A 19,693-nucleotide genomic window follows, 5' to 3' on the forward strand; every position below is an offset into this window, starting at 1 on the left:
CGGTAATTCTTACCGCCCCTCTCGCGTTGAAGCCTTGATAACAATAACCCGATTCCTAAAACTTTCACAAATCGGCAGCACAGACGCTATTTTTACAGCTTCTAAAAACGCCTGTTTTCGCCTTGGTTGCGCCCCTCTTCCGGCCACTGCCGAGCGCGGGCGGGGACACGTCCCGGAAATCCCCGCGCCGCGCTGCGTCCGCCCCGGCGTCACGGGTCGCCCCAAAGTCCGTGTAGCGCGGGTCACAGTTGTGCTAGCTTTGATGTAATTTAGCGCCCCTGCCCCAGGCTGCGGCGTAGCGTGGTGGCCTTGCCGTTGCGGCTGCAGCGCCGGCTACGAAGGCCGGTGTTTGCCCAGGCTGGAAAGCTGCTTGCCGCGCCGCCGTCGTAGAAAGGAAAGATTGTGTCTCACCAACCCTCCCGCCCCGCCGATTCTGATTCCGCGGCCCAGGCTCGCACCGCGGATCCCGCGGAGCTAGCCGCCAATCCGCTGCTTGAGCCCTCGAAGCTGGATTACCAGCTGCCGGATTTCGCCGCGATTTCTTTTGCGCACGTGCGCCCGGCCTTCGACGAGGCGCTGCGCCGGCACGACGCGGAAGTGGCCGCTATCGGCGCGGCGGAGCCCAGCTGGGAGAACACGGTGGAAGCGCTGGAGCGCTCCGGCCGCGACCTCGAGCGGGTGGTCAGCTACTTCGCGAACCTGCTGGGCACCGACTCCACGCCGGAGATGCAGGAGCTGGCCGGCGAGCTCTTCCCGGAGCTCTCGGCCCACTTCGACGCCGTCTACCAGAACGATGAGCTCTACGCCCGGCTGAAGGCGGTCACCGCGCCGGAGGATCCCGAGTCCCAGCGCTTGCTGGACTACCTCCTGCGCTCTTTCGCCCGCCGCGGCGCGGATCTGGACGCCGCCGGCAAGGAGGAGCTGACGCGCCTGAACCAGCGCCTGTCCGCGCTGTCGGAGGAATTCGGCCGCCACCTGCTGGACGACACCAAACGCCTGGCCGTGGGCTTCGACAGCGCCGAGCAGCTACGCGGCCTGCCGGAAGAACGCGTGGCCGCGGCCCGGGACTACGCCGCCCAGGCGGGCCGCACCGGCTTTGTGCTGCCGCTGGAGCTGCCCACCCAGCAGGCCGAGCAGGCGCGCCTGGCAGACCCGGCCTCCCGGTTAAAGCTCTGGGAGGCCTCCCAGCAGCGCGGGACGGAATCCAACGGCGCGGTGCTGACCGAGATGGTGCGGCTGCGCGCCCGGCGCGCGGAGCTTTTGGGCTATGCCACGCACGCGGACTACGTCATCGCGGAGGAGACCGCGGGTACCGCGGACGCGGCCCGGCAGCTGCTGGCGGACCTGGCGCCGGCGGCCGCGGCCAACGCCGCCGCCGAGGGCAAGCTGTTGAGCGAGGAGGCCGGCTTCCACGACGCGGACTTCGGCCCGGCGGACTGGCCCTACTGGCAGTCCCGGGTGCGCGAGCGCGACTACGCCCTCGACGAGGAGGAGCTGCGCAAGTACTTCCCGCTCAACCGGGTCTTAAGCGACGGGGTCTTCCAGGCCGCGCACATGCTCTACGGTGTGACGGTCCACCCGCGCCCGGACTTGGTCGGCTACGCCCCGGACGTGGACGTCTGGGAGGTCGTGGATGCCGACGGCACCGGCCTGGGCCTGCTGCTGACGGACTACTTCACCCGCCCCTCCAAGCGCGGCGGGGCCTGGATGAGCACGTTCGTGGAGCAGTCCCGCCTGCTTGGCACCCGCCCGGTGGTGGTCAACGTGATGAACCTGTCCAAGCCGCCGGCGGGCCAGCCGGTGCTGCTGAGCCAGGACGAGCTGCACACGGTCTTCCACGAGTTCGGCCACGCCCTCCACGGCCTGCTCTCCGACGTGCGCTACCCGACCTTCTCCGGCACGAACGTGCCGCGGGACTGGGTGGAGTTCCCCAGCCAGATTAATGAGAACTGGGCGCTGGATCCCCGCCTGGTGAAGGCCTATGCCTTCCACGTGGACACCGGCGAGCCCATCCCCGACAAGACGCTGGAGGCGCTGGGCCGCGCCCGCGAGTTCGGTCAGGGCTTCGCCACGGTGGAATACCTCGCCGCGGCCGTCATCGACCTGGCCTGGCACAGCCTGCCGGCCGCCGAGGCGGAGAAGCTGGTCGCCACCCCGGAGGCCATCGCCGACTTCGAGCAGGAGGCCCTGGCGAAGGTGGGCCTGGGAGAGACCGGGATCGCCCCGCGCTACCGCTCGACGTATTTCAACCACATCTTCGCCGGCGGCTACTCCGCGGGCTACTACTCCTACCTGTGGGCCGAGGCCCTCGACGCCGACGGCTTCGAGCTCTTCCGCGACGCGGAGTCCCTGCGCCAGGCCGGGCAGGCCTTCCGCGAGCAGATCCTGTCCGCGGGCGCCTCCCGCGATTTCACCGACGCCTTCCGCCAGTGGCGCGGGCACGACAAGGACATCCGCCCGCTGCTTGTCCGCCGCGGCCTGGCCGGCTCCCGCTAGGAAAGAAGAACTCGTCCCGGATCCGCGGGCACAAGAAAACTCCCCTTCACGAAAGTGAAGGGGAGTTGTTGTTGGTGCCAGGTAGAAGATTCGAACTTCTGAAGGCAATGCCGGCGGATTTACAGTCCGCTCCCTTTGGCCGCTCGGGCAACCTGGCGTGCACCTTGGTGCGAGTAGTTACTCTACTACGAAACCCCCTGCCCGACACAAATCGGCAGGCAAGGGGGCTATCGCGACGAGTTTTGCGGGCAGGCCTTAGCCCACGCGCTTAACGGTGTAGCTGGCCAGCTGGCGCAGCGCCGTGGTGGCGGAGTTGTCCGGCAGGCGGTCCAGTTCGGTATCCACCTGGTCCAGGTAGTAGCGCACGTCGTCCAGGGCCTTCTGACGGCCGGCGGACTGGCGCAGCAGGTCGATGGCGCGCTCGACCGTGGCGTCGTCCTCCAGCGGGCCGGTGAGCAGCTCGCGTAGCTGCTCGCCCGCGGGGCTGTCTTCCTCCAGGGCGTAGAGCACCGGCAGGGTGAATACGCCCTCGCGCAGGTCGGTGCCCGGGGTCTTCCCGGATTCCTCCGGGTCGGAGAAGATGTCGATGATGTCGTCGACGATCTGGAAGATCATGCCGACGGCACTGCCGATGCGCTTGAGAGCCTGCGCGTGCTCTGGGGCGGCGCCGGCGTGGTAGGCACCCAGGTAGCCGGCGGAGGCGATGAGCACCGCGGTCTTTTCCTCGATAACGGCGCGGTAGTGCTCGATGGCGTTCGCCTCGCCCGCCCCGATGGTCTCGCGCATCTGGCCGGTGACCAGAGTCTGGAAGGTCTCCGCGAAGTGCTCGACGGTGTGGGTGTCCAGCTGGCTCATCAGGCGGGAGGCGTGCGCCAGCAGGGCGTCGCCGGCCAGGATGGCCACGGAGTTGTCCCAGCGGGAGTTGGCGGATTCCACGCCGCGGCGGCGCTCTGCCTCGTCCATGACGTCGTCGTGGTAGAGGGTAGCCACGTGCACCATCTCCACGGAGGTGGCCGCCTTGACCACCCGGGCGGAGCCGGGCTCGGGGCCGTATTCGCTGGCTAGCAAAGCCATGACGGGGCGGAAGCGCTTGCCGCCGGCTTCCGCGAGGTAGAGAGCCTTTTCGTGGACGAAATCCTCTCCCTGAGTAATCTCAGTGCGCAGCAATTCTTCGACGGCTGCCACGCCTGCCCCCACGCGCTGGTTCAGCTGGGGGTCTCCCAAGTCCACGGACTGCGAGGAGCCACGGGACGATGTAGGGCCGTTGGTCATGGAGGCGATCCTTGGGGTCGATACTCTAATTTAACTCCCTCAACCGTAGTCCAATACTCGTTTTTAGACATAGTCGAGGGGTCGGCGGGCAAGCGCGCATGCGACAATAGGGGGCATGTCGGCACAGACTCAGCACATCCCCGCATCTTCCCCACTCACTTGCGACGTGGCGGTCATCGGCGCCGGGCCGGCCGGTTCGGCCGCCGCCATCCACGCCGCCCGCGCCGGCTACGAGGTGCTGCTTGTCGATGCCGCCTCTTTCCCCCGCGACAAGACCTGCGGCGACGGGCTCACCCCGCGGGCCATGCACCAGCTGGACCAGCTGGGCATCACGGTCAACCCGGGCTACCGCAACCTGGGGCTGAAGCTGCACGGCTACGGCGGGCACGTCACCGCCCCCTGGCCGAGCACGTACCCGTGCGCGGAGGGCTCGGCCCTGCCGCGCCACGACTTCGACAACCTGGTCTTCGAAGCCGCCGTCGCCGCCGGCGCCACTCCCCTGCTCGGCGCGCCGGCCACCGACCCGCAGCTTGCCGGCAACCGCGTGGAGTCTTTCCAGGTGGGCGAGCAGACGGTGCGCCCGCGCTGGGTCATCGTGGCCGACGGGGTGCGCTCCACCTTCGGCAAGCAGCTGGGCCGGACCTGGCACCGCGGGGAGGTCTACGGCATTGCCGCGCGCTCCTACTGCGACAGCCCCTTTGCGGACGAGCCCTGGATGCACTCCCACGTGGAGCTGAAGGACAACGACGGCACCGTCCAGCCCGGCTACGGCTGGATCTTCCCGCTGGGGACCGAATCCGGCCAGGTCAACCTGGGCTGCGGGGCGCTGTCCACGGACAAGCGTCCGGCCAAGATCAACACCAAGAAGCTGCTGGAGCACTACGCCGAGCAGCAGCGCGCCGACTGGCAGCTGGGCCCCACCCAGGCGGTGACCTCGGCCCTGCTGCCCATGGGCGGGGCGGTCTCCCACGTGGCGGGCGACAACTGGATGCTCATCGGGGACGCGGCCGCCTGCGTGAACCCGCTCAACGGCGAGGGCATCGACTACGGGCTGGAAACCGCCCGGAGCGCGGTGGAGATGCTGGGCCCGAAGGACTTCACCCTGGCCTGGCCGGACCGGCTGCGCGCGGATTACGGCGAGGCCTTCGTCCTGGCACGTACCGCCGCCCGCCTTTTGACCTACCCGCAGTTCCTGCCCGTGGTCGGCCCGGTGGGCCTGCGCGGGCCGGTGGGCCGGGCCCTCATGCCTGCGGCCGCGCGCCTGATGGGCAACCTGGTCACCGAGCAGGACCGCGATCTCATCGCCCGCGCCTGGCAGCTAGCCGGCCACACCGTTTCCAGCGCCCGGCGCGGCTCCCCGCTCTGGGACGCGGCTTAAAAGGTTTATTCCTCCGGCTTGGTGGCCGAGTGCAGCGCCACGATGCCGAGTGTGAGGTTCTGCCAGCCGGCGTTAGACCAGCCGTTGGCGTTGATGGCCTGGGCCAGCTCCTCCTGGTCCGGCCAAGCGCGGATGGATTCTGCCAGGTAGATATAGGCCTCCGGGTTGGAGGAGACCACGCGGGCGATGGGCGGCAGCAGGCGGGTCAGGTACTCCTTGTAGACCGTGCCGAAGACCGGCACCACGGGCTTGGAGAACTCCGCGACCGCCAGGCGCCCGCCGGGCTTGGTCACGCGCGCCATCTCCCGCAGTCCCAGCTCGAAGTCGTGGATGTTGCGCAGGCCGTAGGAGATGGTCACCGCGTCGAAGGTGTTGTCCGCGAACGGCAGCTGCATGCCGTCGCCGGCCACCTTGGGCACGTTGCGGTCGCGGCCGGCGGCCAGCATGCCACGGGAGAAATCGCACGCCACGCACCAGGCGCCGGACTTGGACAGCTCCACGGTGGACACCGCGGTGCCGGCGGCCAGGTCGAGGACCTTCTCGCCCGGCTGCAGGTTGAGGCGCTCGCGGGTGCGCTTGCGCCAACCGGCGTCCTGCCCGAAGGACAGGACCGTGTTGGTCAGATCGTATTTCTCCCCGACCGCGTCAAACATGTGCGCGACGTCGAAGGGTTGCTTGTCCAGATTTGCCTTAGCCACGGCTGTCTAGTCTAGGCCACTCGGGCGCCGAGGGCGCGCGCGGCCCAACGCGGCAGCTCCGGGCGCTGCCCCAGGATGGTCAGCGGCACCCGGCGGGTCTCCTCCAGCACCTCGGCGTAGTAGCCCATGAGCTGTTCGCACAGCCCCTCCCAGGTCTTGGTGCGGATGGACTCCCGGGCATTGGCGCACAACTCCGCGTGGATCTCCGGGTTGAGCAGGGCCTCGGCCGCGCGCGGCAGATCCTCGATGAAGGTGTCCACGTCCAGCAGCAGCCCGTTGTAGCCCTCGTCGATGAGGTCGACCGGGCCGCCCGCGCGCGGGCCGATGGTCGGCACGCCCGAGGCCTGGGCCTCCTGGATGGACTGGCAGAAGGTCTCGAACTCCCCGGCGTGGACGAACAGGTCGAGGCTCGCGTACGCGCGCGCCAGCTCCTCGCCCTTCAGGGCGCCGGTGAAGACCGCGGTGGGCAGCTGGGCCTCCAGCAGGGGACGCTCCGGGCCATCGCCCACGATGACCAGCTGGATATCGTCTCGGTCGTTGAGCGCGCTGAGCCGGTGCACGCCCTTCTCGGCGGCCAGGCGGCCCACGAAGCCGACGATGTTCTTCTTGCCGCTGGCATCCCAGCTGCGGCGCAGCTTCTCATCCCGCTTGGAGGGGTGGAACAGCTCCGCGTCCACGCCGCGGCCCCAGCGGCGGACGTTACGCACGTTGTGCTTTTCCAGGTCCTCGATGGTGGGCGTGGACGGCGCCAGGGTCATCTGGCAGGAGTTATGGATGATCCGCAGCCACTCCCACACGCCGTGCGCCAGGGCGGAGGCGTGGTATTTGGTGGCAAAGCCTGCCACGTCGGTCTGGTAGAGCGCCACGGCCGGGATGCGCAGCTGCCGGGCGGAGAAAGCCCCGGCCGCGCCCAGGACGAAGGGGCTGGCCAGGTGGATGATGTCCGGCTGGAACTCGCGCAGGCTGCCGAGCACCTCCGTGGTCGGCACGCCGACGGGCAAGGAGTCCACCAGCGGCACCCGCACGGTGGGCACGCGGCGAATGCGGAAACCCAAGTAGTCTGCGATCTCTTCCTGGCCGTCCCGCGCGCCCGGCGCGACCACCAGGGCCTCGTGCCCGTTGGCGTGCAGGTGCTCAAGCACGCGCAGGACCGAGTTGGTCACGCCGTTGACGTTCGGGAGGAAAGATTCCGCAACAATGGCTACTCGCATACGCTCATCCTTGTTCATCAAACTCAACCGCTGGTGGCCCGGGCGCGAACTTGAGGTTAATTTTTATTAACACCCCGGGTTGCCCGGTTTAACAACCACCACAATACGGCAGCCGCCGCCGTGGACACGGCCCACACGGACAGCGCCGGAATGACCGCCAGGGTCCACTCGCGGCCCTCCACCTTGACCAGTTCCGGGTCGGCGGTGGAATAAGACACCCACACGCGCTGCCCCTCGCCCAGCCCGGACGGATAGAGCAGCCCGGTCTCCGGGGAGTGGTAGAGCCCGGACTCATCCTGGAAGTCGACGGTGGTGCGCAGCCAGTCGATGTCCGTGACGGTCGCCAGGGCCCGCCCCGGGTTCTGGTTGATCTCCCGGTCGTTGAGCCAGGGGCCTATCACCAGCGCGATCGAGGCGACGATCATCACGGCGTAGGCGCCCAAGATGAGCTGGCGGCCGCGCCGGCGCAGGATGGCGGGACGGTGGCGTCTCTGCTGCATGGGGTGGGTCTACCTATTCGCCCGCGTGGGAACGGATGGCCGCGTTCAGACCGCGGCGGGTTTCCCGGGTCGTGCGGGCCTCGACCACGGTCACGCCGGCGGAGTATTCCTTCAGCTCCGCCAGCACGTCGAGGAGCTCCTGCGGGGTCTCGGTGCGGCGGTAGTCGGCGCCGTAACCGCGGACCAGGGACTCGATGTCCGCCTCGTGCGGGGTGCCGAAGGCCTGCTCGAAGGAGCCGCGCAGGCCCTCCTGGCCGACCTCGAGGGTCTCGAAGATGCCGCCGCCGTCGTCGTTGGCCACCACGATGGTCAGGTTTTCCGGGCGCGGGTTATCAGGCCCGATAAGCAGCGAGGAGGCGTCGTGGAGGAAGGTGACGTCTCCCAGAAGCGCCACGGTGCGCGGGGCCCGCGGCAGGTCCGCGTGCAGGGACTGGCCGGCCAGCGCGATGCCGACGGCCTGGGCCACGGTGCCGTCGATGCCGGCGACGCCGCGCTGGGAGTAGGTCTCCACCCCGTCGAAGGGCAGCCCCACCAGGGAGGCGTCCCGCACCGGGTTGGAAGCGCCCACCACGAAGTAATCGCACACCGCCAGGGTGTCGGCGACGGCGGCGGCCGCATGCAGGCCGGTGAATCCGTAGTCCTCGTTCTCCAGCGCGGAGCGCACCGCCTCGGCGCCGACCTCGGCCGCGCCCTGGCAGATGCGGTACCACTCGCGGCTGACCTCGCCGGTGACCTTCACCCGGGTGCCGCGGCGGGCGTGCTCCCCGCGCGGGTTGGTGAAGTCCGCGGTGCGCGAGAGGGTCACCAGCTCGATGTCCGGATCATTGATTAGCGCCAGCACCGCGCGGTGCAGGGTCGGGTGGCCGACCACGATGACCTGCTCGACCTTGGTGTTGACCACGTAGTCGTTCGCGCTGACCTGGGCGCGGCGGAAGATGTGCGCCGCCGCCGGGTGCACCGGGTGGTACGGCGCCGGGGCGCTGGGCTCGGCGATGGTGGGCACGTCTTCCAGGCCCTCCACTGCCCAGGCCTCGTCGCCGGCGATGACCAGGGTGTTGCGGCTCAAGTCGATCTCCACCTCGCCGTGGTCGACCCAGCCCGCGCTCGATGCCCGCGGCGCGCTCGCCGGGGCAGCGCCCGGCTCCGGCAGCTGCTCTCCCACCAGCGGGTTGTCCAGCGCGACGTTGATGTGGACCTGCTGGTCGCGGGCGAAGCGCTCGCCGATGTTGGCGGCGTCTTCGACCGTGGTGACCTGGGTGGTCTCGGCGTAGCGGCCGAAAATCCCCTGCTGCTCGATGGTCTGGGAGGCACCCGTGCCGACTAGGCGCGCGGGGCGATCGGCCGAAATCACGGCCAGGGGCAGGTGCGCGTAGGAGGCTTCGATCATCGCCGGCAGCGTGTGCGCCACCGCGGTGCCAGAGGTCATCACGACCCCGACCGCGCGGCGCTGGACGCGCGCCATGCCCAGCGCCAGGAAGGCGGCGGCGCGCTCGTCCAGGCGGGTGTGGACGCGGATGCCCGGCTGGGCAATCAGCGCCAGCGACAGCGGCGCGTTGCGGGAGCCCGGGCAGATGACCACGTCGGTGAGGTGATTAGCTAGTTCGCTTGCGACTGCCCGCGCCACCTCGGTGGCGTCGGTCGCGCGGGCGGGGGAATTGTCTTGCGTGCCAGTCATAGTGGCTAAGTCTAGCTGCCTCTACTGGTTTTCCAGTGCTCCGCCTTCGCCGAAGAGATCCTGCAGCCAGCCCTCGACATCCATGTCTTCGGTGTTCTCCGGCAACAGGTCATCCGGCACCTCCGACGGGATCAGATCCCGGCCGCGGTCCCGGAGGCTCTCGCCCTCGCCGGAGCTATCCGTGGTGGTCTCGGTTTCGGTGACGGTGGTCGGCTGCTGCGTGGTGTGGGTGACCGTCTCGGTCACCGGCTTCGGCGCGGGCTTGTCCGCCTCGCTGGCGGCGTTGCGCCACAGGAAGAACAGCGCGCCGGCGGCCACCAGCGCTAGAACGGCCAGCGCACCCAGGACCCCGGCCAGGCCCGAGCCGGACTTCTTCTCTCGCGGCGGCTCGTAGTCGCTGACCGGCTGCTGGTAATTGCCCTGGTAGTTATCTTGGTAGCCACCCTCGTAGTTGTCCTGGTGGTAGCCGGGCTGCCCCGCGTAGGTTTCTTGGCCCGGCTGCTGGTAGCCGGCCTGGTACTGCTGCGTCTGGGGCTGGTTCGGGTCGTATTCGCCCGGGAAGTACTGACGCGGGCGCTCCTGGCCGCCCTGCGGCTGCTGGTTGCCGCTGTTAGGGACGCGGCCGATATAGCGCGTCTCGTCGTCGGAATTATCGTAACGATTAGGCATAACTCCCATTAGTACCGGATCGGGGCGCGCCGAGTACAGCCCCGCCCCGGCGCACCCGCCCCACTAGACCGCCGCGCGCAGAGCCTTGCCCGTGGGAGTATCCAGGCGCGCCAACTCCGCCGGAGCCGCGTCCGCCACGATCTGTCCGCCCTGGCTGCCCGCGCCCGGGCCCATCTCCACGACGCGGTCGGCCTGGGCGATAAAGGACAGGTCGTGCTCCACCACCACGACGCTGTTGCCGGCGTCCACGAGGCGGTTGAGCTCGGCGCCCAGCAGCGCGGCGTCCTGCGGGTGCAGGCCCGTGGTGGGCTCGTCCAACAGGTACATGGTGTGGCCGCGGCGCGAGTTGCGGGAGCGCTGCAGCTCGGTGGCCAGCTTGATGCGCTGGGCCTCGCCGCCGGACAGCTCCGGCGCGCCCTGGCCCAGCTGCAGGTAGCCCAGCCCGACGGCCTGGAGGGTCTCGATGGCACGCGCCACCTTGGCCTCGGCCTTATCATCAGCGTCGAAGACCTCGCTGGCCTGGTCCACGGTCAGGGCCAGGATGTCGGCGATGGTGTACCCGCGCCAGGTCGCCTCCAGGGTCTTAGCGTTGTAGCGGGCCCCGCCGCAGTCCGGGCAGGTGGTGTAGGCGCCGGGGAGGAAGACCAGCTCAACTTCGATCTTGCCCGCGCCCTGGCAGGTCGGGCACTGGCCTTGCTTGGTGTTGTAGGAAAAGCGGCTGACCGTCCACTTGCGTCCGCGGGCGTAGTCGGTGCCGGCAAACAGCTTGCGGACCGCGTCGAAGAGGCCGGTGTAGGTGGCTAGGGTGGAGCGCGGCGTGCGGCCGATGGGCTTCTGGGTAATCTGCACCACGCGCTTGAGCTGGTCGAGCCCGCCAACGGAGTCGATGGACCACCCGCCGGCTTCTTCGGTGTCCGTCACCGCGGTCAGTTCCTCGCGCAGCTTGCCGGCCAGAACGGTGCTGACCAGTGTGGACTTGCCCGAGCCAGACACCCCGGCGACCACGGTGAACTGGCCCAACCCGAGGTTTACGGTGAGATCGTCCATGTTGCGGGCCTGGACGCCGCGCAGCTCCAGCAGGCCGGTGGCCTCGCGCGGGGTGTTCTTCGGCTCGCGCTTCCGGTGGCGCAGCGCCCGCGCGGTCGGCGAGTCGGCCTGGTCCATGAATTCGTCCACGGGGCCGGAGAAGACAATCTCCCCGCCGCCGCTGCCGGCCTGCGGCCCGACGTCGACAATCCAGTCGGCCTGGGCCACCAGGTTCATGTCGTGCTCGACCAGCAGGACGCTGTTTCCCTCGGCGAGGAAGCGCTGGCACATCTGCGCCACCGCGGCGCGCTCCTGCGGGTGCAGGCCCGCCGAGGGCTCGTCGAGCACGTAGGCCACGCCGAAGAGCCCGGCGCGCAGCTGCCCGGCCAGGCGCAGGCGCTGCAGCTCGCCGGCCGACAGTGTGGCAGTGGGCCTATCCAGGCTGAGGTGGCCCAGCCCCAGCTCCACCGCGGAGGCCAGCGTCGGCACCAGCTGCTTGAGCAGCAGGTCCTCGGCCGAGTTTTCTTCGGGGCTACGCTCGCTCAGCTCGGCGTGCAGCTGGTCGAGCGGCAACGCGTTGGTGGCATCGATGGGCCGGCCCGCGTAGGTGACCTCGAGCGCCCGCGGGTTTAGCCGGCGGCCGTGGCAGGTGGGGCAGCTGCGCGATTCCATGAAGGACAGAGTGCGCCGGCGCAGGGTGTCCGACTCGGTCTCGGCCAGGGTCTTGTTCAGGTATCCGGCCACAGAGCGCCACGTGCCCTGGTAGTTGCGCTGGATCTGGTCGGCCCCGCGGTGCGGCTTGACGGTGACGACAGGCCGCTCGTCGGTAAAGAGGATCCACTGCCGGTCCTGTTCCGGCAGGTCCTGCCACGGGCTGTCCAGATCGAAGCCCAGTTCCTCCAGAATGTCGTGGAAATTCTTGCCGGCCCACGCCCCCGGCCAAGCAGCGATGGCGCCGTCCTCGATGCTCAAGCTGGGGTCCGGAACCATGGAGGCCTCCGTCGGGACGTGTTCCACGCCCTGGCCCTGGCAGGTCGGGCACATGCCCTCCGGGGTGTTCGGGGAAAAGGAATCCGAGTAGAGCCCCTCCGGGTTGTTGCCGGCGCGGGAGTACAACAGGCGCAGCGTATTCGCCATCGCGGAGACCGTCCCGACGGTGGAGCGCGCCCCACCGCCGGAGGTCGATTGCTGCAGCGCCACCGTGGGCGGCAGGCCCGTGATGGACTCGACCTGCGGGTCCACGGCCGAGCCGATCAGCCGCCGGGCGAACGGCGCCACGGACTCCAAGTACCGCCGCTGGCCCTCGCCGTGAATGGTGCCAAACGCCAGCGACGACTTACCCGAGCCGGAGACCCCCGTGACCGCAACCAACCTGCCGCGTGGCAAGTCCACGTTGACGTGGCGCAGGTTGTGCAGGTGGGCGTCTCGGACCGAAATCATTCCTTCCGTCATGCCATCCAGCCTACGTCCAGAAAGCTAACAGCAGCGCGGCCCACCGCACGTCCCCTATTAGTCTTCCTGGGCAGGCACGAACTCCCAGGCCTGGCGCAGGCGCTCGAACCACCAGTCGCGGCGGTCCGCCGGGGCGGCCAGTGCGGCCAGGCGGTCCGGCTCCGGGACGGCGGCGTCTACCTTGAGATGCCCGTCGACGATCTCCCGGGGCGCGGCGACGTCCTCGAGGAACAACGAACCGGTCGCCAGCCCCGCTGCGGCCGGGGCGACGTCAATGTCCTCGTCATCAGCAATCTTGGGCAGCGCCGCCACGGCAGCCAGCCCCATGCTGATACCGACGGAGGTATCCAGCGCGGAGGCCACCGTGATGTCCATGTGCCTAGCGCGCAGCTCGCTGGCGATGCTCAACACCCGGCGCACGCCACCCAGCGGCGCCGGCTTCACGACGGCCACGTCCGCGGCCTTCAGCTCGGCCACCCGGAACGGGTCTTCGACCTTGCGGATGGACTCATCCGCGGCCACGCGCACGAAAATACCGCGGCGCATGAGCTGGTTGCGCACCTCGGCTAGCTCCTCCGCGGTCTGGCAGGGCTGCTCCATGTAATCCAGCGGCATGAGGCGCTGCGCGGCCTCCACCGCCTGGTCCACGGTCCAGCCGCAGTTGGCATCCACGCGCAGCACCGGCGTGGCACCCGTGGCCGCCACGTGCTCACGCACGGCCGCCACGCGCGCGATGTCATCACCCAGGGTCTGTCCCTTTTCCGCCACCTTAATCTTGAGGGTGGTGCAGCCCGGGTAGCGCTGCATGACCTCCGGGACCTGCTCCGCCGGCACCGCCGGGATCGTGCCGTTGACCTCAACCGTGTCCCGCAACGGCACCGGGAAGCCCTGGTAGGCGGCCTCCAAGCCGGCCTGCAGCCAGTGCGCGGATTCTTCCGGCCCGTATTCCAGGAAGGGAGCGAACTCACCCCAGCCCTTCGGCCCGTCAATGAGCAGCGCCTCCCGGCTGGTCACCCCACGGAACTTCACCGCCATGGGCAGCTGGACCACGTGAGCGCGGTCTAAAACATCATCAAGATTCATGTCCCCAGCCTACTGGGCAGGTACCAAGAGCCGGGTGGGTAGGTACCGGCGCTGCGCCAAGGGGAGAAAATGTGGTGAATATATCAAGAAATTGTGTTGCCAAATACGCTGTCTAGACATAAAGTCTTTAGTGAGAATTGAACCTCAGTAAGGACCGACTCGTTATCGGTACCGATTGCTCCAGCCGATGCCTTCGGGCATCGGCTTTTCTACTACCCGAAAGGCCTTGTCCCCCTACCATGACGACTCCCCAGAAATACCGCGTAGGCATCGATGTCGGCTCCTACTCGGTCGGTTGCGCCGCCATTGCTATCGACGACGCCGGATTCCCCACGGAAATCCTCAGTGCTGTGTCATTCATCCATGACTCGGGTCTGGATCCCGATTCTCAGAAAACCGCGATCACTCGTCTCGCCGTCTCCGGTGTCGCTCGACGCACGCGCCGCCTGTACCGCCGACGACGCCACCGCATGATTAAGCTCGAGAAATTCCTCGAAAAGCAGAGCTGGACCACCCTCCCCTTCGAGAGCTACTCCGACCCCTACCTGCCATGGAAAGCACGCGTCGAACTAGCCAACGGCTTCATCGCCGACGAAGCCGAGCGGGGCGAGAAGCTGTCCATCGCGATGCGACACATTGCCAATCACCGCGGCTGGCGTAATCCGTATGTCAAGACCGTCTCCCTCTACTCCCCCGGCGAGCCTAGCGACGCCTTTGAAGCTATCCGCGAAGAGCTCGAGGCAAAGACCGGCAAGAAGATCCCCGCGGACGCCACCGTTGCCCAGCTGATCTCTTTTGCACAGCTCGGCGTAGATCGCATCCGTGGCGGCGGGAAGAAGAAAGACCAAGCCAAGGAAAAAGCCGGCCGTGGTGACGAGGTGAAAACCGCGGTGATTTCTGCACGCCTTCAACAGGTCGATCACGCGCGCGAAATTAACGAGATCTGTAAGACCCAGAAGATTGACGACACCCTTCGAAAAGAGCTCATCAATCACGTTTTCGCGGCCGAGTCCCCGAAGGGCGCGCAGGTCGGCCGTGTGGGCAAGGACCCGCTACAGCCCAAACTGGATCGTGCGCTCAAAGCTTCGGATGCCTTCCAGCGCTACCGTATCGCCGCGCTCATCGGAAACCTGCGCATCCGCAATGGCTCGTCCAAGGACGAGCTCACTAAGGAGCAAAAGCTGCTGGTCTTTGACCACCTAGTCAACTTGGATCCGAAGAAGACTCCTTCTTGGTTGGACGTCGCAGAGATCCTGCAAATCGACCGCGGCGAATTACTCGGCACGGCGACGATGACCAACGACGGCGAACGCGCAGGAGCAAAGCCTCCGGTGCACGACACCAACCGCACCATCTTGTCCAGCAAGGTCAAGGCTTTGGCGAACTGGTGGAAGGGCGCAAACGACGCCGAGCGGGCGGCCATGCTGAAGTCTTTGTCCAATGCTGAGGTGGACGATTGGGACTCCGCCGAAGGCGCCCTGGTCCAGGCTTTCTTCGCTGAGCTCGAGGAAACTGAGCACGAAAAGCTTGATCAACTGCACCTGCCCATGGGCCGCGCTGCCTACAGCGAGGACACCTTGGTTCGCCTTACCCGACGCATGCTCGAGGACAATCTCGACCTCCACCGCGCCCAGCGCGAAGAGTTCGGTATCCCCGAGGATTGGGCACCACCTGCACCACCGATCGGGGAACCGGTAGGAAACCCCGCTGTGGACCGCGTCCTCAAGACGGTCGCGCGTTGGCTCAATGCCGCGACCAACGAGTGGGGTGCGCCCGAGTCTGTCGTTATTGAGCACGTCCGCGATGGCTTCGTCAGCCGTGCCAAGTCGATCGAAATTGACCGTGACATTAACCGACGGACGAAGCGCAACTATGAGTTGCTCTCGAAGATGCAGGAAAACCTCGGGATGGAGGGCAAACCGCGAAAGTCCGACCTGTGGCGGTACCAGTCTGTTCAACGCCAGAACTGCAAGTGCGCCTACTGCGGCGACACGATTACCTACACCAACTGCGAGATGGACCATATCGTCCCGCGCGCTGGTGAGGGCTCGACGAACACTCGTGACAATCTCGTGGCGGTCTGCCACCGCTGCAACCTGTCGAAGAAGAATGTTCCCTTCGCAGTATGGGCCGAATCTTCTTCCATCCCCGGCGTCAGCGTGAAGGAAGCACTCGAACGCACCCGCCACTGGGTCGAAGACTCCGGTCTGACGAAGCGTGACTTCAACAAGTTCCGCGACAGCGTGTGCCAGCGATTCAAGCGCACGGCAGTCGATGAGCCTATCGACAACCGCTCCATAGAATCCGTCGCTTGGATGGCAAACGAACTCCGGGCCCGCGTGGCGCAGACCTACACTGCTAGCGACACCGCGGTGAGTGTATACCGCGGCCAGATCACGGCTGAAGCTCGTGGCGCCTCCGGTATCTCTCGGAAGCTTCGGTTTATCGATGGGACCGGCAAATCCCGTTTGGACCGCCGTCACCATGCCGTGGACGCTGCAGTGGTCTCCTTCGTGCAAAACTATGTGGCTGAAACTCTCGTGCTGCGCAGCAACAAGCGTGAAGCAGCAAAGCTCACAGGCGAAGCCGAACAGTGGAAGGAATTCACCGGCATTGATGACGCGCACCGCGCAGCCTGGCGCCAATGGTTGCCCCGCATGCAGAAGCTAGCCGCCCTACTGCAGCAGGCGCTGGATGAAGATCGCGTTGTCGTCACCTCGAATTTGCGACTGCGATTGGGCAACAGCCGCGCTCACGAAGACACGATCGGCAAGCTGAAGAAGATCCCGCTCGGGTCTGAAATCAGCATCACCGACATCGACCGCGCCTCGACGGAAGCGCTCTGGTGTGCTCTTACCCGCGAACCAGACTTCGATCCCAAGGAAGGACTGCCCGCTAACCCTGACCGCCGAATCCGAGTCAACGGGACGTGGTTCAGCGCTAAAGACAACGACACGGTTGAGGTCTTCCCCGTCGGGGCGGGCGCTATCAAGGTACGCGGCGGTTACGCTGAGCTCAGCCGTTTCCACCACGCGCGCATCTACCGCGTCCCGAGCGGAAAGAAGCACGCTTACTGCATGCTGCGCGTCTACAACACGGATTTGGTCCGACACCGCAACGAGGATCTCTTCAGCGTCGAGCTCAAACCGCAGACCATGTCTGTACGCCAGTCCGAACCCAAGCTACGTAAGGCCCTAGCCGAAGGAACCGCCGAATACCTGGGCTGGATTGTGGTCGACGACGAGCTAGTCATCGACACGTCCAAATTCAACACCGGGCAGGTCGCCGGTATGCAGAACGAGCTCGGTCAAGTCCGACGATGGAGGTTGGACGGGTTCTTTTCTAATTCAAAGCTGAGGCTTCGGCCATTGCAATTGAGCGCCGAGGGCCTCGACAATGCTGCCTCAGATGACCTGAAGAAAATTATCGACCGCCCTGGTTGGCTACCGGCAGTAAACAAAGTTTTCCATGATGGCAGCGTAGTCGTTGTTCGCCGTGATTCCTTGGGTAGGCCCCGGTTAACTAGTTCTGCGCATCTCCCTGTCACTTGGAAGGCTGACTGATCATGAAATCGGGATGGCGAGTCATCGACTGTATCGGCCTCGAAGGCTCTCTTGGATACAGACGCGGGCAGATAATTGTCCGGCAACCTGAAAAAGAGTCGGAGGTCGCCATCCCGCTCGCACAAGTAGCTGTAGTGCTCATCGGTTCGAAAACGAGCGTGTCAGGAGCTGTCGTCATGAAGCTCAGCGAATACGACATCTCGTTAATTGTGTGCGATTGGCGACAGGTTCCAGTAGCTGGCGCTATTCCGTGGCATGACCACACGCGGGTGGGTATTCGCCAGCGCTGCCAGGCAGAGCTTTCGCTTCCAAGGAAGAAGCAAGCATGGGCACGAGTCATTTCAGCAAAGATCTACGGCCAAAGCCGGACTGCGGAGGCAATCACGGGGTATCCTTCTGCAAAACTCAATGAACTTGCCGGCAAAGTCCGTTCCGGAGATCCCGATAACCACGAGGCACGGGCTGCACGAATTTACTGGTCCTTGATTTCCGATGGACAGGGCTTTTCTCGAATTCCGGGAGCAGGTGAAGCAGGATGGAATAGCGCACTCGATTATGCCTACACTCTTCTGCGAGGGTACGGCATACGAGCTATTACAAGCGCAGGTCTGGCGGGGACACTCGGCCTCTTCCATCGCGGCCGCAGCAACGCCTTCGCCCTAGTCGATGATCTCATGGAGCCTTTCCGACCGATGGTTGACCAGATAGTCTTCAGCACAGTGACTCCTGCGGAGGACTTAACTCCATGGATCAAACAAACGCTTTCGATTCGTATGACAGGAAGCTTCAACGGAGACGGGAAGTCTCTTCCCACTGTTTTCAACGAATTCGCCCAGCACTATGGGCTTTACGTCGAAGGTGAAGTCAAGTCTCTCAAGGTACCTCAGTGGAAGGGGCTACTAGATGCCGGCGAAGGGCAGTGAACCAGTGTGGTGCGTCGTAATGTTTGATCTCCCAGTCAAGACAAAAAAGGAAACTCGAGACGCCAACAAATTCCGTAATCACCTCTTGGACCTCGGCTTCTGCCGAGCTCAACTGAGCGTCTATGTCCAGTATTTCCCTTTGGCTTCTCGAGTGGCAGCGACGGTAAAACAGATAAAAACGGAGCTACCTTCGGGGGGAGATATCCGAATACTTTCGGTCACTGATGCCCAATGGTCTAAAGTCATCCGATTCTCGAAAGAAAAAGAGGTCCCTGCGGACACTACTCCTAGCCAGCTCGTCATATTTTAGTCCAAGATCACCAAAATAGACCCAGGTAAATGGGCTTTTCCAAGCCCACCTGAAGTCTATCAGGGCTTTTGAGAACTGAACCCCAGCGTCCTTTCTCCCCACTCCGCCCTCCCCAGAAGTCTATCAGGGCTTTTGAGAACTGAACCCCAGCCTTTGCCATCCTGCGACTGTGCGACGGCGAAGTCTATCAGGGCTTTTGAGAACTGAACCCCAGCTTGGCGCGTGGAACATGCTGTACACGGCGAAGTCTATCAGGGCTTTTGAGAACTGAACCCCAGCTGTCGATTGCTGCTTTCCTTGCAGCTTTGAAGTCTATCAGGGCTTTTGAGAACTGAACCCCAGCGCCCGGTTGAAGCAGATCGAGGCCGAGGGAAGTCTATCAGGGCTTTTGAGAACTGAACCCCAGCCGAACGGCAACCGCGTTTTTATCCGCCCGAAGTCTATCAGGGCTTTTGAGAACTGAACCCCAGCTGCTGTGTGTGCTAAGGCCAGGGGTCTTGAAGTCTATCAGGGCTTTTGAGAACTGAACCCCAGCGGGTTGACCGACGATGCGGCGGTGCGTCGAAGTCTATCAGGGCTTTTGAGAACTGAACCCCAGCCAGCTCGACCGCATAAGTGGCAGACGTCGAAGTCTATCAGGGCTTTTGAGAACTGAACCCCAGCGTATCCAGCACGTGCACATAATCCCCTTGAAGTCTATCAGGGCTTTTGAGAACTGAACCCCAGCTTGATGGTGGATTCCCATACCGCGCCGTGAAGTCTATCAGGGCTTTTGAGAACTGAACCCCAGCATGCCGTTGTTGTAGACGGTCTCCACGAGAAGTCTATCAGGGCTTTTGAGAACTGAACCCCAGCAGCTGTGCGTGTCAGTGAAGGTGGCGATGAAGTCTATCAGGGCTTTTGAGAACTGAACCCCAGCCCGATAGGGCGTCGCGAATACCGGCCTCGAAGTCTATCAGGGCTTTTGAGAACTGAACCCCAGCGTGTCGTCAAATTGTCGTCAAATGTGGGGAAGTCTATCAGGGCTTTTGAGAACTGAACCCCAGCCGCCCGAAGAGCAGCCGCAATTCTCGGCGAAGTCTATCAGGGCTTTTGAGAACTGAACCCCAGCAAAGTTTCGGACTTGTTGTAGGCCACAAGAAGTCTATCAGGGCTTTTGAGAACTGAACCCCAGCGTGGCGGCTAAATGCAATACTCTTAGCGGAAGTCTATCAGGGCTTTTGAGAACTGAACCCCAGCATGTTCGTGCCCTTGCCGACAGCCTCGGGAAGTCTATCAGGGCTTTTGAGAACTGAACCCCAGCAGGCACGGGTGGAGTCGCGTCCTGCGTTGAAGTCTACCAGGGCTTTTGAGAACTGAACCCCAGCGTTTGGGGCTTCTAGAAATAGAAGATGACCCCCAAGATTCCTTGAGGGCCAGAGCCTATTTGCCTTGCGG

The 19,693-nt window shown here is 65.2% G+C and carries 13 protein-coding genes, 1 tRNA gene and 1 CRISPR repeat array; of the genes, 5 read left to right on the plus strand and 9 right to left on the minus strand.

What is annotated here, in order from left to right:
* Nucleotides 1-489: 489 nt before the first annotated feature.
* Nucleotides 490-2,496, plus strand: coding sequence for a M3 family metallopeptidase (locus VVS03_RS08475; protein WP_368520842.1), 2,007 nt, complete (start codon nucleotides 490-492; stop codon nucleotides 2,494-2,496).
* A gap of 72 nt (nucleotides 2,497-2,568) precedes the next feature.
* Here VVS03_RS08475 and VVS03_RS08480 read toward each other — a convergent pair.
* A tRNA-Tyr gene (locus VVS03_RS08480) sits at nucleotides 2,569-2,653 on the minus strand.
* A 98-nt stretch (nucleotides 2,654-2,751) separates the two neighbouring features.
* Nucleotides 2,752-3,768, minus strand: coding sequence for a polyprenyl synthetase family protein (locus tag VVS03_RS08485; RefSeq protein WP_368520747.1), 1,017 nt, complete (start codon nucleotides 3,766-3,768; stop codon nucleotides 2,752-2,754).
* A gap of 115 nt (nucleotides 3,769-3,883) precedes the next feature.
* Between VVS03_RS08485 and VVS03_RS08490 the strand changes: the two genes are divergently transcribed.
* Nucleotides 3,884-5,146, plus strand: a complete 1,263-nt coding sequence (locus tag VVS03_RS08490; protein ID WP_368520746.1) for a geranylgeranyl reductase family protein — start codon at nucleotides 3,884-3,886, stop codon at nucleotides 5,144-5,146.
* Nucleotides 5,147-5,151: 5 nt separating this feature from the next.
* Here the strand turns inward: VVS03_RS08490 and VVS03_RS08495 are convergent, their stop codons facing one another.
* The 7 genes from VVS03_RS08495 to VVS03_RS08525 all read right to left on the minus strand — a co-directional run bounded on the left by VVS03_RS08495 (nucleotide 5,152) and on the right by VVS03_RS08525 (nucleotide 13,460).
* Entirely contained in the window at nucleotides 5,152-5,844 is a 693-nt protein-coding gene (locus VVS03_RS08495; protein WP_368520745.1) for a demethylmenaquinone methyltransferase, read from the minus strand.
* Nucleotides 5,845-5,855: 11 nt separating this feature from the next.
* Nucleotides 5,856-7,055 carry a glycosyltransferase family 4 protein gene (locus VVS03_RS08500; protein ID WP_368520744.1) on the minus strand — a complete coding sequence of 400 codons (1,200 nt, stop codon included), beginning with the start codon at nucleotides 7,053-7,055 and terminating at the stop codon, nucleotides 5,856-5,858.
* Between the two features lie 56 nt (nucleotides 7,056-7,111).
* Nucleotides 7,112-7,555 (minus strand): DUF3592 domain-containing protein, encoded by a 444-nt coding sequence (locus VVS03_RS08505; RefSeq protein WP_368534663.1) that lies wholly within the window; start codon nucleotides 7,553-7,555, stop codon nucleotides 7,112-7,114.
* 13 nt (nucleotides 7,556-7,568) lie between these two features.
* Nucleotides 7,569-9,230 (minus strand): 2-succinyl-5-enolpyruvyl-6-hydroxy-3-cyclohexene-1-carboxylic-acid synthase, encoded by a 1,662-nt coding sequence (gene menD, locus VVS03_RS08510; RefSeq protein WP_368534664.1) that lies wholly within the window; start codon nucleotides 9,228-9,230, stop codon nucleotides 7,569-7,571.
* 21 nt (nucleotides 9,231-9,251) lie between these two features.
* On the minus strand, nucleotides 9,252-9,899 hold the full coding sequence (locus tag VVS03_RS08515; protein WP_368534665.1) for a hypothetical protein: 648 nt from the start codon (nucleotides 9,897-9,899) through the stop codon (nucleotides 9,252-9,254).
* A 63-nt stretch (nucleotides 9,900-9,962) separates the two neighbouring features.
* Nucleotides 9,963-12,377: an excinuclease ABC subunit A gene (locus VVS03_RS08520; RefSeq protein ID WP_368534666.1), complete on the minus strand. Its 2,415-nt coding sequence runs from the start codon at nucleotides 12,375-12,377 to the stop codon at nucleotides 9,963-9,965.
* A gap of 57 nt (nucleotides 12,378-12,434) precedes the next feature.
* Nucleotides 12,435-13,460 carry an o-succinylbenzoate synthase gene (locus tag VVS03_RS08525; RefSeq protein ID WP_368534667.1) on the minus strand — a complete coding sequence of 342 codons (1,026 nt, stop codon included), beginning with the start codon at nucleotides 13,458-13,460 and terminating at the stop codon, nucleotides 12,435-12,437.
* Nucleotides 13,461-13,699: 239 nt separating this feature from the next.
* On the opposite strand from VVS03_RS08525, the gene cas9 reads away from it, so the two are divergent.
* Genes cas9 through cas2 form a run of 3 tightly spaced genes read left to right on the plus strand, consistent with a single transcriptional unit; the run spans nucleotide 13,700 to nucleotide 18,256 of the window.
* Nucleotides 13,700-17,023, plus strand: a complete 3,324-nt coding sequence (gene cas9, locus VVS03_RS08530) for a type II CRISPR RNA-guided endonuclease Cas9 (protein WP_368534668.1) — start codon at nucleotides 13,700-13,702, stop codon at nucleotides 17,021-17,023.
* 2 nt (nucleotides 17,024-17,025) lie between these two features.
* Nucleotides 17,026-17,946, plus strand: coding sequence for a type II CRISPR-associated endonuclease Cas1 (gene cas1, locus VVS03_RS08535; protein WP_368520737.1), 921 nt, complete (start codon nucleotides 17,026-17,028; stop codon nucleotides 17,944-17,946).
* Nucleotides 17,927-18,256: a CRISPR-associated endonuclease Cas2 gene (gene cas2 / locus VVS03_RS08540; RefSeq protein WP_368520736.1), complete on the plus strand. Its 330-nt coding sequence runs from the start codon at nucleotides 17,927-17,929 to the stop codon at nucleotides 18,254-18,256. The genes cas1 and cas2 overlap by 20 nt, the downstream gene beginning before the upstream one ends.
* A 51-nt stretch (nucleotides 18,257-18,307) precedes the next feature.
* A CRISPR array of direct repeats spans nucleotides 18,308-19,623; the repeat unit is 36 nt; unit sequence GAAGTCTATCAGGGCTTTTGAGAACTGAACCCCAGC.
* The last annotated feature ends 70 nt before the right edge of the window (nucleotides 19,624-19,693 follow it).

The sequence above is a fragment of the Corynebacterium sp. LK2537 genome, assembly GCF_040946485.1.
In the GTDB taxonomy this organism is placed as follows: domain Bacteria; phylum Actinomycetota; class Actinomycetes; order Mycobacteriales; family Mycobacteriaceae; genus Corynebacterium.